General features: G+C 64.7%; 14 protein-coding genes. 5 read left to right on the top strand and 9 right to left on the bottom strand.

Annotation, left to right across the window (positions count from 1 at the left end):
* Window positions 1–36: 36 nt before the first annotated feature.
* The 6 genes from ASF16_RS12435 to ASF16_RS12425 all read right to left on the bottom strand — a co-directional run bounded on the left by ASF16_RS12435 (window position 37) and on the right by ASF16_RS12425 (window position 3202).
* Window positions 37–465: a hypothetical protein gene (locus ASF16_RS12435; protein WP_056167340.1), complete on the bottom strand. Its 429-nt coding sequence runs from the start codon at window positions 463–465 to the stop codon at window positions 37–39.
* A gap of 251 nt (window positions 466–716) precedes the next feature.
* Window positions 717–1097 (bottom strand): hypothetical protein, encoded by a 381-nt coding sequence (locus tag ASF16_RS26155; RefSeq protein WP_156372060.1) that lies wholly within the window; start codon window positions 1095–1097, stop codon window positions 717–719.
* 36 nt (window positions 1098–1133) lie between these two features.
* Window positions 1134–1397 carry a hypothetical protein gene (locus ASF16_RS26150; protein ID WP_156372059.1) on the bottom strand — a complete coding sequence of 88 codons (264 nt, stop codon included), beginning with the start codon at window positions 1395–1397 and terminating at the stop codon, window positions 1134–1136.
* Window positions 1398–1545: 148 nt separating this feature from the next.
* Window positions 1546–2115 (bottom strand): hypothetical protein, encoded by a 570-nt coding sequence (locus ASF16_RS25475; protein WP_235507355.1) that lies wholly within the window; start codon window positions 2113–2115, stop codon window positions 1546–1548.
* Between the two features lie 6 nt (window positions 2116–2121).
* Window positions 2122–2487: a hypothetical protein gene (locus ASF16_RS12430; RefSeq protein WP_156372058.1), complete on the bottom strand. Its 366-nt coding sequence runs from the start codon at window positions 2485–2487 to the stop codon at window positions 2122–2124.
* Window positions 2488–2716: 229 nt separating this feature from the next.
* Complete coding sequence (locus ASF16_RS12425; RefSeq protein ID WP_056167334.1) at window positions 2717–3202, bottom strand: CZB domain-containing protein; 486 nt, start codon at window positions 3200–3202, stop codon at window positions 2717–2719.
* A 201-nt stretch (window positions 3203–3403) separates the two neighbouring features.
* On the opposite strand from ASF16_RS12425, the gene ASF16_RS12420 reads away from it, so the two are divergent.
* The 4 genes from ASF16_RS12420 to ASF16_RS12405 all read left to right on the top strand — a co-directional run bounded on the left by ASF16_RS12420 (window position 3404) and on the right by ASF16_RS12405 (window position 7596).
* Window positions 3404–4444, top strand: coding sequence for an LLM class flavin-dependent oxidoreductase (locus ASF16_RS12420; RefSeq protein ID WP_056167331.1), 1041 nt, complete (start codon window positions 3404–3406; stop codon window positions 4442–4444).
* 203 nt (window positions 4445–4647) lie between these two features.
* A complete protein-coding gene (gene gspF, locus ASF16_RS12415) occupies window positions 4648–5880 on the top strand; it encodes a type II secretion system inner membrane protein GspF (RefSeq protein WP_056167329.1) in 1233 nt (410 codons plus the stop codon).
* 70 nt (window positions 5881–5950) lie between these two features.
* Window positions 5951–6868, top strand: coding sequence for a 5'-nucleotidase (locus tag ASF16_RS12410; RefSeq protein WP_056167325.1), 918 nt, complete (start codon window positions 5951–5953; stop codon window positions 6866–6868).
* Window positions 6869–7044: 176 nt separating this feature from the next.
* On the top strand, window positions 7045–7596 hold the full coding sequence (locus ASF16_RS12405) for an EF-hand domain-containing protein (protein WP_369817147.1): 552 nt from the start codon (window positions 7045–7047) through the stop codon (window positions 7594–7596).
* A 403-nt stretch (window positions 7597–7999) separates the two neighbouring features.
* On the opposite strand, the gene ASF16_RS12400 is transcribed toward ASF16_RS12405, so the two are convergent.
* The 3 genes from ASF16_RS12400 to ASF16_RS12390 all read right to left on the bottom strand — a co-directional run bounded on the left by ASF16_RS12400 (window position 8000) and on the right by ASF16_RS12390 (window position 11802).
* On the bottom strand, window positions 8000–8431 hold the full coding sequence (locus ASF16_RS12400) for a hypothetical protein (RefSeq protein WP_056167321.1): 432 nt from the start codon (window positions 8429–8431) through the stop codon (window positions 8000–8002).
* A gap of 497 nt (window positions 8432–8928) precedes the next feature.
* Entirely contained in the window at window positions 8929–9492 is a 564-nt protein-coding gene (locus tag ASF16_RS12395; protein WP_235507354.1) for a DUF1854 domain-containing protein, read from the bottom strand.
* Window positions 9493–11802, bottom strand: coding sequence for an ABC transporter ATP-binding protein (locus ASF16_RS12390; RefSeq protein WP_056167318.1), 2310 nt, complete (start codon window positions 11800–11802; stop codon window positions 9493–9495).
* 241 nt (window positions 11803–12043) lie between these two features.
* Here ASF16_RS12390 and cphA point away from each other — a divergent pair, with 241 nt between their 5' ends.
* Window positions 12044–14248 (top strand): cyanophycin synthetase, encoded by a 2205-nt coding sequence (gene cphA / locus ASF16_RS12385; RefSeq protein WP_056167315.1) that lies wholly within the window; start codon window positions 12044–12046, stop codon window positions 14246–14248.
* The last annotated feature ends 36 nt before the right edge of the window (window positions 14249–14284 follow it).

The raw sequence follows: 14284 nt of genomic DNA, 5'->3' as shown, positions 1-14284 counted from the left end.
TCGCCCCATGCTCAGCACGTCAGGGCACGCACTGCGTCATCCATCGCAGTAACCGAATTTGCCCGCTGGCTTCGCCGCCAGCTCTTTCCCAACTTTGCGCGCCAAGGCCACGGCTTCGCGCGACGCTGTGAGATGCGACCCAACACCACCCCAGTAAAAACCGCTGGGGCCGCGACAGAGCATCACGATGGCGGGCTTTGTAGACAGGGCCGTGCTGTCTCCGCGGTCAACAACCACCTCATACCGGACCCGCTTCATGGGCTTGCCGCGCAAGGTGGCGACCACACGCCCTTCGTAGAAATGGCGCTCTTCGGTCATCGTGCGACCTTCGTCCGCGTAATAGAGCCCGGTGGGCACATCCGGGCTGGGGATGGGCACGATGGTGAGGCGGGTGTGCACGATCACCACGGTGTATGGGGTCATCGCCATGGCTTTGGCGAGCTGCTCTTTTTCCAAGTCCTCCATGGGCGCGGGTGGCGCTGGCTTCCAGACAACTTCGGGCGTGTGCTCGCTAGCGTGACTTGTCATACAGACCAAGGCCAACACGGCACCACAACGCGCAAACCTTCGTAACGAGCCGCGAATCCCGCACGGCCTCGGGGAGCCGTCAGAGCAACTCACAATCTCTTCGGCATAGCCGACATCCATCAACACGCTCGAACGGTTTGTCATCTTCATCTATTGGTACTTGGCTGTGTCTTGGCGCTTAATTTTTTCTACAGCGTCACGTGGCGCCGCCTTGCGTCGCCGATAAGACAAGCAGGCTGTCGGTCCGGATCAGCCAGTAAGCGCAATTCAGCCTCATGCAGTGCCACATGCAATCGCCCGCTTTGCTCAAGCGCACTGCGCATAGTTTGCCAGCCAGGATCGGTTTCGCTGATCGCGGTGGGTGTGCCATCGACAAGCGAGCCCCACAAGACCCATGTTTCGCCAACGAACCCTGCGTGAGAAGCCAGGTCAAGGCGCACCAACTGGTCAATGAGAACTGGTGACATGGGCAGCAACGTTCGGCTTGATGAACGATATCTACGGTGGGTCCGCTTGGCGATAGTGTCCAAAAAGTAGCGATTTATCTGATTGATCCAGTTTGTCGGCATTTCTCATTCCGTGCAGACACGCGACCTCCGCAGAATCTAGTCTGCGCGCTTGAATGACCTGTCATCAATCACCCAACCTTCGCCTGCTTCACATATTACTTTTTTATATCCAGCGGCTTTCGTCGCTTCCCAGTGCAACGACAAGCCACACATTTCGCCAGGCAATATGCGAAATAGAACCTCAAAACTATCGTCATTTTTATAAACATCTACACGTTCAGTTGCCAGCCAATTAATCTGCGACTCTTGACAGCCAATCAATATGAAAATGAAGACTACAAATGATTTCATCAAACTCATCAGACCCAGACGACCTACGACCTATTTCTCAACAAGATATATGGAATAACTGAAACAGCCATCCACCACCATTGATGGCTGTACAACACCCATAGCCAACAGCCCCATGCAAAAGGGACCGCAGCGTATTCGAGTATTTTTCTAAACCTCATTTATTTATAATATTAACTGCCAAAGGGGTGACACCCCAACGAACATAAACCAGGTATGGAACAATTCTAGCAACACCTGCGGGAGTCGAAATAACTATAGGAGTTAACGACGTTCTGTTGATAAAAAGATTGACTGGACGTCCCACCCTTGCGAGATAAATACCTGGCCCGAACAAAGCATTCTTGAGCATGTTGAGAGATGGATTGATGGCGGAATCCGCCACAATTCCACTCGCTCCGGCCGTAGTAGAGAAGTGAACCAGCGTTTTGGGGATGTTGACGAACGAGAAGCCAGCCGCCCCCAAAGTAAGCGCAGTAACAGGAGCAACTCCCGGAGTCCATAGTGCAGCAAAGCCGCCCGGGATGTTTGCCAACGGGGCAAGGGGACTCTTCGACTGAACAGCTATATCGGCCCAAAACTGAGTGGCATCACTAGCGACTGAAGTAGTAGCTTCGTACAAAGTTTTGAGGCGCCAAAGCAAACTGCTTGCGTCAGACAACTCAATCGGCCTTGGACAGCCCATGGGATGGCAATAGACACTGGTGTTCTTTTTGGTAGGCATCATTTTCGTTCAGGCCTGCTGCATCTTCAACTGCTTCGCGCAAGAGACTGCTTTGCGCAACGTGCTGATGCACTGTGCGGCCTGGATGGAGCCCTTGCTGACACCTTTTTTGGCCGTCGTACCCAGGCCTGCGGTGAGCTTGCTCAGGCGCGAACCGCAGAGGCGGCATGCGAGGGCGAGGCGGTACAGGCGATTGCTCTCTGCGGCCATCCGGCCGCAGTAGTTGCTGACCTCGGCATCGGTCTGACTACCCGACTGGGTCAGGTCCTTACCGAAATCGAAAACCTCGCCCAATTCGAATTGCAAACATACAGGCGAGACTGCGTTTACGCCAGATGCCAAAGTGGCGAGCGTCAACTGTGGATGGCGGTCCATCGGGAATCCCTCTTAGTTTTCAGTTGGTATTTTTGGTGCGCTGAGGCTGTCATGAACAGCCAATCAATGCGCGCCGGAGAATATCCACTGAAGACGGTTTTTCTAGAATTTCCCGTGTCTACAGATGTAAGAGCTGTGTATCAGCGGTCGTAAGGGTGCATCGCAAAACACAATGCTTTTTTTTTGCTAGGCATTTGGTGCAAGAAACTTTGAGACTCAACCGATCAGTTCACCGCCCCAAACCCCGCTTGAGTTCCTTGAGCAGCAACAACACCTGGTTCGACGCATGCCGGCAGCTGCTGTTGAGCAGCTGCACCGCCTTTTGCTGCTCCCCCGCCTGGAAGATCGTCACCACGTCGGCCGCCTGTTGGTGAAAGTACTTGTGCCGGGCCACCAGCATCGCAAACGCCGGGAAATGCCCCAGGCGCACCTTGCCCGTGCCGTAGAGCCAGCGGCCCAGGTCGCAGCGGTCGTCCTGGCAGATGCGCTCGGGGCGCATGACCTCTTGCGAGCGGCCGTTGACCATGTCCTGCAGTTGCAGGCGCCACCGCTCGTGGCTGGCGATGGCGGCGTCGATGTCGATCTCGGTCATCAGCATCGACGCGTACTCGGCATCCAGCACCAGTTCGCTGCCGTTTTCCTCCAGGGCCCAGGTGGTGTCGGGGCTGGCGGGATCTTGTTCCTTGATCTTGAACAGGCGGCTGAAAAAACCCATGCTAATTACCGGTAAAGGCCCCCGTGCACGGGGCCGAAAATCGTCCCGCCAGAAATGGCTTGAAACATTTTGTGTCGCCCGAGCATTTTTGGCTATCAAAAAATTGCGCCGTGCCTGTTCGGCCCGAAGGCAACCCTTCTGGCGCAGCCGGCTCTGGTGACCCTGCCGGCACAAATACCTTGCGCGCAAGACAATAGGTGCATGACTTCCACCGCACCCCGTTCCGCCCTGTCCATGCTTGACCTGGTTGCCGTCCGCGAAGGCGGCACGGTGGCCGAGGCGCTGCAGATTGCCCTGCGCACCGCACAACATGCTGAAAAACTGGGTTTTGCCCGCTACTGGCTGGCCGAGCACCACAACATGTCGGGCATCGCCAGTTCGGCCACCGCGGTGCTGGTGGGCCACATCGCGGGCGGCACGTCGCGCATTCGCGTGGGCTCGGGCGGGGTGATGTTGCCCAACCACGCGCCGCTGGTGGTGGCCGAGGCCTTCGGTACGCTGGCCGAGCTGTACCCGGGCCGCATCGACCTGGGCCTGGGCCGCGCGCCGGGCACCGACCCCGCCACCATGCGCGCGCTGCGCCGCAGCCGGGTGGAGACGGCTGACGACTTCCCGCAGGACGTGGCCGAGCTGCAGCGCCTGCTGGCGCCCGAGGTGCCAGGCCAGCGGCTGATCGCCATGCCGGGTGCGGGCACCAATGTGCCCATCTGGCTGCTGGGCTCGAGCCTGTTCTCGGCGCAGCTGGCGGCCGAGCGCGGCCTACCGTACGCGTTTGCATCGCACTTTGCGCCCCGCCTGCTGCATCAGGCGATCGATTTGTACCGCAACCTGTACCGCCCGTCTGCCGCCTGGCCCAAACCGTACCTGGCCATCGGTGTGCCGCTGATCGCAGCCCCCACCGACGACGAGGCGGAGTACCTGGCCAGCAGCACCTACCAGCGCGTGCTCGGCATCCTGACGGGCGACCGCCGCCGCCTGCTGCCGCCCATCGACAACTTCGCTGCGCGCCTGCAACCGCAGGAGCGCGCTGCGATTGGCGACTTTCTGGCGGCCGCCGTCATTGGCGGGCCTGAGACTGTGCGCGCAGGCCTTGCGCAACTGGCCGAGTCCACGCAGGCCGACGAGTTCATGCTGGTGAGCGACGTGTGGGACCCCGCCCTGCGGTTGCGCTCGCTGGAAATTGCAGCGCAGGCCCACGCGGCCCTTGGGGCGCCCGCCAGCGGGCCGGCAGTGGCCGCCTGAAGCCGGCGCGCAGCGGGCGACACGCCAGGGCCTGCGCAAGGAGATCACGCAAAGCACCGCGCGAAGGGATTGCGTGACGCAGTCTGCGAAACGGCCCACGGGTAGCGGCTACCATCTCGGGCTACCGAATGCTCTGCCGGTGACCGCCCCCAACCGGGCAGCCGGCACACAGACCGCCTCTTCACGCCCCACGCCCACGCCGCATGCCCGCTTTTTCCTTTGAAGCCCTGGACGCCCAGGGTCAGACCCGCAAGGGCCTCATGGAGGCCGACACCGCCAAGGCCGCGCGCGGCCTGCTGCGGGCCCAGGCGCTGGTGCCCCTGTCGGTGGAGATGGTGCAGACGGGCCAATCGACCCAGGGCGGCGCGCCCGGCCTGGGCCAGCGCTTGTTCACCCGGCCGGTCTTCGGCGCCACGGCGCTGTCCATCTGGACCCGCCAGCTTGCGGGGCTGGTGTCGTCCGGCCTGCCGCTGGAGCGCGCACTGACCGCGTTGTCGGAAGAGGCTGAGGACGAGCGCCAGCGCCACCTGGTCGCGGCCCTGCGGGCCGAGGTCAACGCCGGCGCGTCGTTTGCGCGCGCGCTGTCGCAGCACCGGCGCGAATTCTCGGACATCTACTGCGCCGTGATCGGCGCGGGCGAGCACAGCGGCAACCTGGGTCTGGTGCTGGAGCGGCTGGCCGACGACCTGGAAGAGCGCCAGGCGCTCAAGGCCAAGCTGATGGGCGCGGCGCTCTACCCGGCCATCGTGACCATCGTGGCCATCGTGATCGTGCTGTTCCTGGTGGGCTACGTGGTGCCGCAGGTGGCCAGCGTGTTTGCGGGCACCAAGCGCGCGCTGCCCTTCCTGACCGTCGCCATGCTGGGCATCAGCGCCTTTGTGCGCAACTACGGCTGGGCGATGCTGCTGGCCTTGGTGGTGCTGGGCAGCGCCGGGCGCTGGGCGCTGACCATCGGCTCGGTGCGCGAAAGGTTCGACGCCGCGTGGCTCAACCTGCCCCTGGTGGGCAAGCTGGCGCGGGGCTACAACGCGGCGCGGTTTGCCAGCACGCTGGCCATGCTGTCGGGCGCCGGGGTGCCCATCCTCAAAGCGCTGCAGGCCGCTGCCGAAACCCTGAGCAACCAGGCGCTGCGTGCCGACGCGCTCGATGCGCTGGTACTGGTGCGCGAAGGCGCCCCGCTGGCCTCGGCCCTGGCGCAGAAAAAGCGCTTTCCGGGCCTGTTGTCGATGTTCGCGCGGCTGGGCGAGCAAACCGGCCAGCTGCCGGTAATGCTGCAGCGTGCCGCACGCCAGCTGTCGACCGAGGTGCAGCGCCGCGCCATGGCGCTGGCCACCATCCTGGAGCCACTGCTCATCGTGGGCATGGGCCTCATCGTCATGATGATCGTGCTGGCCGTGCTGCTGCCCATCATCCAGCTCAACCAGTTCGTGAAATAAGAAAAGCAGCCCGGCGCCGCGCCCCTGCGCTGGGCGGCCCGCCGGGCGGCAATGGACGTTAGGAAACACCATGGCGTTGACTCTGGACGACAAGCTCGTAGTGGCGATCTCCTCACGGGCGCTGTTCGACTTCGAGGAAGAAAACCGCATCTTCGACCCGCTGGACCCGCGCCCCTACATGGAGCTGCAGCAGCAGCGGCTGCATGTGCCGGCCAAGCCTGGCGTGGCGTTTCCGCTGGTGAACAAGCTGCTGGCCTTCAACACGGCCGATGCGCGGCCGGTGGAGGTGGTCATCCTGTCGCGCAACGACCCGGTGAGTGCGCTGCGCATTTTTCATTCGGCCCACAACGCCGGATTGCCGCTGGAGCGCGGCGTGTTCACCCAGGGCCGCGACCCGTTCAAGTACCTGCGTCCGCTGGGCGCGCACCTGTTCCTGTCGGCCAACGAGAAGGACGTGAGCGAGGCGCTGGCGCTGGGCTTCCCGGCGGCGCGGGTTCTCACCGATTCGGCTGCGGCCGGCTCCAACTACCCGAACGAGCTGCGCATCGCCTTCGACGGCGACGCGGTGCTGTTCTCCGACGAGGCCGAGCGCGTGTACCAGGCCGAGGGGCTGGCGGCGTTTCAACTGCACGAGATCAGCAAGGCGGCGCTGCCCCTGTCAGGTGGCCCGTTCAAGCCACTGCTGGCCGCCCTGCACCAGTTGCAGCAGCAAGCCGGCGCCGCAGGCATGAAGCTGCGCACTGCGCTGGTCACGGCCCGCAGCGCGCCCGCCCATGAGCGCGCCATCAACACCCTTCTGAAATGGAACCTGGCCGTAGACGAGGCCATGTTTTTGGGCGGACTGGAAAAGGGCCCGTTCCTGCGCGAGTTTGAGCCCGACTTCTTCTTCGACGACCAGACGGGCCATGCGACATCCGCCGCGCGCCATGTGCCAGCGGGCCACGTGAACAGCGGCATCTCGAACCCGCTCAAGGCCGACGGCCAGTAGACGCCGCCGCCGGGCGCCTGAGGGCACCCGCACCCCCGCTCGCCACAGCCTGAAAAGTTCTGCAAAGCCCCTGCAACACTGGGTGAAGGCTGCAAAGCCCCCGTTGCAATCCGCGGGCTGGGGGCCCACCTGTGACACCATGCCACCATCACGACCTTGCGTCGAAGGAGCCTGTATTGCGCAAAACAATTTCAAACACGTCACTGGCATCGATCACATCCATCGCGTCCATTGCCTCCATCGTTCTGGGTGCCACTGCGTTATGTGGCAACGCGTTCTCGCAGCAGCCAGCGAACGCGAAAGCGCCACCACCTGCCGCAGCCCCCACTGCGGTGCCCGACGAATCGCAGCCTGGCCTCTCTAAAGGCGAGATCAAGGCGATACGCGAGTTCAAGATGCTGGACTTCAACGGCGACGGCAAGCTGAGCCGGTCTGAGGTCAAGCTGTTCCCCCGCCTGGCCGCGGCTTTCGATGATGCGGACACAGACCACGACGGCTTTGCCTCGTACGCGGAAGTCCGCGCCTTCGCCGCCAAGTACCGTGCCGAGCGGGACCGCAAAAAGGCAGAGCAGGCTGCTGCAAGCCCGCAGCCATCGGCACCAGCAGCCGCAGCCCCGGCACCGGCACCGGCGCCAGTCACAACACCAGCTCCCACAGCGGCACCGGCCTTGGCGTCCGAGCCACCGCCGGCAGCCCCCTTGCCGAAAGCGTCTTCAGCGCAGCCCTGACTGGGCGCCGGCATCGGTCTTGGGTATCTGGGAGTGCTGAAGCTTGGGCGGGATCGGCATGGCATGGGATGACATGGGTTCACCATCGACCATCTTGGTCGCTGGCTGGCCCAGCAAAGCCCAAGCGGTGCCAGTGCAGCTGTTTTTCTGATCAAAAATGCCAAAAATGGCTTTTACCGCTTACTCAGCAAGCACCACCAGCTATATTTTTAATAGCAATTCCATCGAACACCCAGCAGACGGTGAGAGCGGCCCACCCTACCCACGGCAGCCGGCCCCCCCGCTGCCCGCCTCTGGATCGACCTGCCGCAACCCACGTCAAAAGCCCCATCCAAAAAGAAAAAGCGCACTGCGAAACCGCACTGCGCTTTTTCTTTGGGCGACGGACGAACCTGTCGGCCGCCTACAGCCCGCCCGTGCGCTTGACCTTCGGGTCCGAGTAGATCAGCGGCTCGTTCTTGGCCTGCTGGGCCAGGCGCTCCTGCAGGGTCATCTTGTTGATGTCCTGGGCCACTTCCACCGCGCTGCCGCTGGCGCGCCACATGGACTGGATCAGTTCGAGCAGCTGCTTGTAGATGGGCTCCTTGGGGGGCTCTGGCGGCTCCTCGACGGTGTCTTTTTTCTTGACCTCGGTCCAGTCGCGGTTGGCGGTGTCGGGGTTGGACGGCTTGTCCGGCTCTCGCACGATGGCGCCCTCGCCCAGCCGGTCCATGGACTCGACGGGGTTGGGAGCGTTGACTGGGCGCACCGGTGGCGCGCCGGAGGCCCCGGTGGAATACAAATCAGCGCCCTGAGGACGCCAACTCGGCGATCGGTCGACAGGTGGCATTTGCATGACGAGGGCCCGGTAGTTGGTAAAAACGTGCAGAGGGTCTTTCACCTTCTTCGTACTTCATTACGGCAAAAAGAAAGGGAAATTTAGGTCTTTTTCACCGATCAAACAAAAAATAGGGTTTTCCCTAGGTGTTTGACCATGTTTGGAACCGCCTGCAGACCTTAAGGCTGCCTTGAGCAGCCATAGGTGCTGTTCGCAGGATGATTGGAACGGGAGACGGAGACGCCTGCGCATCGTTGTGGGCGCGCCATTTGGCAGAAAAAGACGAAATCGAAGCCGCTTTCGGGCAAGGCGGCTGTTAACAGGAGCATGCAGCGCGGCAATGCCCCGGCGCCATGCGATCCAAGCGCCCCATGAAGGCCATTGGCGCTCCAGGCAGCGTCGTACAGCGCCCTCGTCAGGCCGGATGCAGAGACCCGAATGTGCAGATGTGCGCAGGCGTGCGCAGCGCCGCCGCTGGGGCGCTCGTCCCGAGAAGCCGCAGGCGCGGCCAGGCGTCAGAGGAACCGCTCGAGCAGCTTGCGCGAGTGCTTGTCCAGCGCGGTGGTGTCGGGCACGCGGAACTGCAGGCCGTCGTTGGCTGCAATCAACAGCCGGGTGCGCCCGCCCAGGCGGCGGATGTCTTCCTCGGCCTTGAGCACCAGCTTGGCCGCGCCGCGGTCGGTCACCACATCCCAGGTGCTGGGGGTCGAGAAGCTCGACACAGCGACGATTTTCTCGATAGTGGGCACAAACTCCCGGGCTTCGAGCTCTTCTTCGATGAGGCGCAGGGAATCTGCCTCCAGCTGCGCGATGCGGTCCACCCAGACCAGCTCATGCCCGTCGGTGCCGACCAGGGACAGCCCCTCGCCCGGGGCGGCAATCGGGAATGCCCGCACGGGCGTGACGCCCTCGTGCACGGCCCCGTCGGCAAAGGTCAGCACCAAGCGGCCATGCGCATTGCGGCTGAGCGTGAAACGGGGAAGTCCCGCAGGCGGCTGGGACAGCGACACGGTGGGCTGGGGGCGGGCGTTGGCAGTGTGGGCGTCGTTCATCGCAGGGTCCAGCGGTTCGCGGTTCATTCAGGCGTTGCCGGCAGGGTGCGCCGGGTGCAGCAGGCTGCTGTCGACAATGACGACGCCAGCGGCCTGGGCGTCTTCTTCGGCGCGGCGGGCTTGCGCTTCGTACAGGCGCCAGTAGGCGCCCTGCTTTTCCATCAGCTCGTCGTGCGGCCCGACCTCGACCACCTCGCCGCGGTCCATCACCACCAGGCGGTCGGCCTTGCGCAGCGTGGACAGGCGGTGGGCGATGGCGATGGTGGTGCGGCCCTGCACCAGGTTGTCGAGCGCCTTCTGGATCTCCTTTTCCGTCTCGGTATCGACGGCCGAGGTGGCCTCGTCCAGGATCAGGATGCGCGGGTCGATCAGCAACGCACGGGCAATGGAGATGCGCTGGCGCTCGCCACCCGACAGGCCCTGGCCGCGCTCGCCCACCAGCGAGTCGTAGCCGTGCGGCAGGCGCAGGATGAACTCGTGCGCGTGCGCGGCGCGGGCGGCGGCAATGATCTCCTGGCGCGTGGCCTCAGGCTTGCCGTAGGCAATGTTCTCGGCAATGGTGCCGAAGAACAAGAAGGGCTCCTGCAGCACCAGGCCGATGTGGCGGCGGTAGTCGGCCACGGCGAAGCGGCGCACGTCCACGCCATCGACCTGGATGGAGCCTTCGCTCACGTCATAGAAGCGGCTGATCAGGTTCACCAGCGTGCTCTTGCCCGAGCCGCTGTGGCCCACCAGGCCGATCATCTCGCCGGGACGGATGTCCAGGTCCAGCCCCTTGATCACCGAGCGGCTGCCGTACCTGAAGCCGACGTTGCGCATGGCGATGGCACCCTCGACCCGGTCCACCTTCACCGGCTGGGCGGGGTCGGGCACGTTGCTCACGTGGTCCAGGATGTCGAAGATGCGCTTGGCGCCCGCAGCGGCCTTCTGCGTGACCGACACGATGCGGCTCATCGAATCGAGCCGGCTGTAAAAGCGCCCGATGTAGGCGATGAAGGCGGTCAGCACACCCACCGTGATCTGGTTGCGCGACACCAGCCAGATGCCGAAGCCCCACACCACCAGCAGGCCGATTTCGGTCAGCAGCGACACCGTGGGGGTGAACAGGCTCCACGTCTTGTTGAGCTTGTCGTTGACTTCCAGGTTGTGCTGGTTGGCCGCACGAAAGCGCTCGGCCTCGCGCTTTTCCTGGGCGAAGGCCTTGACCACGCGGATGCCGGGGATGGTGTCGGCCAGCACGTTGGTCACCTCGGACCACACGCGGTCGATCTTCTCGAAGCCGGTGCGCAGCCGGTCGCGCACGGTGTGGATCATCCAGGCGATGAAGGGCAGCGGCACCAGCGTGACCAGGGCCAGCCACGGGTTGATGGAGAACAGGATGGCCGCCGTCATCATGATCATGAGCACGTCGGTCACGAAGTCGAGCGCGTGCAGCGACAGGAAGACGTTGATGCGGTCCGTCTCCGAGCCGATGCGCGCCATCAGGTCGCCGGTGCGCTTGCCGCCGAAGTAGTCGAGAGACAGGCGCAGCAAATGCTCGTACGTGGTGGTGCGCAGGTCGGCGCCGATGCGCTCGGACACCAGCGCCAGAATGTAGGTGCGCGCCCAGGAGAGGCCCCAGGCCGCCAGGGCCGATGCCAGCAGGCCGCTCAGGTACAGCAGCACCAGGCCCGGGTCGATCTGCTTGCCGTTCTGGAACGGGATCAGGATGTCATCCATCAGCGGGATGGTCAGGTACGGCGGCACCAGCGTGGCCGCGGTGGACGCCAGCGTCAGCCCGAAACCGGCAGCCAGGTGCTTGCGGTAGGGCCGCGCAAAGCGCCACAGGCGCAGCAGCACCCAGGTGGACGTCTGCGGCGGCTGGGCGCGCGCGCAGGCGGGGCATTCCTCGGTGTCGGGCGGCAGGGGCGTGTGGCAGGTGGGGCACACGGGCTCGTCCACGTCGCCCTCGGCATCCAGGTCGCCGCGGGCCACCTGCTGCTCGAACCGCTGCACCACGCGCAGCACCTGGGCGTGGTGCGCCAGGGTGAAGCGCCACAGCGCCAGGCGCTCGGCGGGGCCGTGCAGCTCCAGCGAGCCCACGCCGCCATGGTCCTGCAGCCGCAGGGACAGGCCGTCGCCCAGGGGCCAGGCGCGCCAGGTGGTCGCGCCCGGCTCGCAGGCGATGAGGCGCTGCGACGTCACCACCACCCAGCCCGCGGCGAACCGCAGGTCCGCGCTCAGGTCAACCTGTAACGCCGCCAGTACGTTCTCTCTGGGTGCGAGCATGGCCCGCAGATCAGCCCCCACGGGGCTGGAAAAGACACCCGAGGCGTCCACAGAATGGTGATGTTGCATTTTTGGTTGGTATCCCCGCTCCCGGCAGCCTGCCGCAACCGGTCTCGCGAAAGCGCGAATTCTCGCCGATACTGCGCCTCAGAACCTCTTTCGAGGCGTGGCGGCATCCTCATGTAACGTCTGCAGCGATCATTTGGCTGACACTGCCAGCCAGTGCGCGGCTGACGCACAATCCCCGTCCATCACGTCTTCTTTGTCCTTCGACGCCTCTTTAAGGCCGCAAACACACCCGCTGCAATCCATGGCGAAACTCAACGACATCCAACTGCTGCGCATCAACTACCTGCGCGGACCCAATATCTGGACCTACCGGCCGGTCCTGGAAGTCTGGCTGGACCTGGGCGAACTGGAGGACTACCCCTCCCACACCATCCCCGGCTTCACCCCGCGCCTGACCGCCTGGCTGCCCGCACTCATCGAACACCACTGCGGCGTGGGCGAGCGCGGCGGCTTTCTGCAGCGCCTGGAAGAAGGCACCTGGTGCGGCCACGTGCTCGAGCACATCGTGATCGAGCTCTTGAACCTGGCGGGCATGCCCACCGGCTTCGGCCAGACGCGCAGCACCAGCCAGCGCGGCGTGTACCGCATGGTGTTCCGCGCCCGCGACGAAAGCGTGGCGCGCGTGGCGCTGGCCCAGGGCCATGCACTCATCATGGCGGCCATCAACGACGAACCGTTCGACGTGAAGGCCGCCGTGGCCCGCGTGCGCACCGAGGTCGACGACCAGTACCTCGGCCCCAGCACCGCCTGCATCGTCACCGCCGCCACCGACCGCGGCATCCCGCACATCCGCCTGAACGACGGCAACCTGGTGCAACTGGGCTACGGCGCCAGCCAGCGCCGCATCTGGACGGCCGAGACCGAATTCACCAGCGCCATCGCCGAAGGCATCGCCAGCGACAAGGACCTGACCAAGACCCTGCTCAAGTCCTGCGGCGTGCCCATCCCTGAAGGCCAGGTCGTCAACAGCCCCGAAGAAGCGTGGGAAGCCGCGCAGGACATCGGCCTGCCCGTGGTGGTCAAGCCCTCCGACGGCAACCACGGCCGCGGCGTCACGCTCGATTTGCGCAAGAAGGAAGACATCGAGGCGGCCTACCACGTGGCCTACCCCGAAGGCAGCGACGTCATGGTCGAGAGCTTCATCCCCGGCGACGAACACCGCCTGCTGGTGGTGGGCGGCAAGGTCGTGGCCGCAGCGCGTGGCGAGGTGGTCAGCATCACCGGCAACGGACGCAACACCGTCAAGGAGCTGATCGACACCCAGCTCAACTCCGACCCGCGCCGCGGCTACGAAGAAGAGTACCCGCTCGAGATCATCGACCTGGCCACCGACACCAAGGTGCAACTCGAACTCAAGCGCCAGGACCTGGGCGCCGACTCCGTGCCCGCCGCGGGCCGCGTGATCGTGGTGCAGCGCAACGGCAACGTGGCCGTGGACTGCACGGACGACGTGCACCCCGAGGTCGCCTACATCGCCCAGCTCGCCGCCAAGGTGGTGGGCCTCGACATCGCCGGCATCGACATGGTGGCGCTCGACATCTCCAAGCCCCTGCACACGCAGGGCGGCGCCATCGTCGAAGTGAACGCCGGCCCCGGCCTGCTGATGCACCTGAAGCCCGCCGTGGGCGCGCCCCGCCCCGTTGGCCAGGCCATCGCCGAGCACCTGTTCCCGTCCGAAGACGACTCCGGCCCCGTGGGCCGCATTCCGGTGGTGGGCGTGGCCGGCACGCGCAGCACATCGACCATTGCGCGGCTGGTGGCCTGGCTGCTGCACCTGGGCGGCCACCACACCGGCCTGGCCTGCCGCGAAGGCCTGTTCCTGGACCGCCGCTGTGTCGAGACCACCGACTGCGCGCACTGGGAAGCCGCCCACCGCCTGCTGATGAACCAGACCGTGCAGGCCGCCGTGATCGAAAGCGATGCCCGCACCATCCTGCGCGACGGCCTGGCGTACGACCGCTGCCAGGTGGGCGTGGTGACCGACATGGACGGCGTGGAAACGCTGGCCGAGTTCGACGTGCATGAACAAGACCAGATGACCAAGGTGATGCGCACCCAGGTCGACGTGGTGCTGTCCGAAGGCGCCGCGGTGCTGAACGCCGCCATCGAGCAGGTGGCCGACCTGGCGCCCCTGTCGGACGGCTCGGTCGTGCTGTACGCGCAGGACCCGACCCTGCCCGTCATCGTCGAACACCGCGCCACCGACAACGGCCGCGCCGTCATCGTCAAGAACGGCCGCGTGGTGCTGGCCACCGGCAGTGCCGAGCACGTGCTGGGCTCGCTGGCCGACCTGACCTTCGGCCGCAACGCGGTGGTGCCCGACACCGACGCCCTGCTGGCCGCCGTGGGCGCCGCCTGGGCGCTGGACATCGCGCCCGACCTGATCGGCGCGGGCATCAAGACCTTCGAGCCCGACCTGCCCGCACCCCTTGGCCTGCCCACCTGAAATGGCACCCCCTGAGTCGCTTCGCGCCTTCCGCCT

Source organism: Acidovorax sp. Leaf78 (assembly GCF_001422735.1).
Lineage (GTDB): Bacteria > Pseudomonadota > Gammaproteobacteria > Burkholderiales > Burkholderiaceae_C > Acidovorax.
This window is presented reverse-complemented; position numbering and strand designations above follow the sequence as displayed.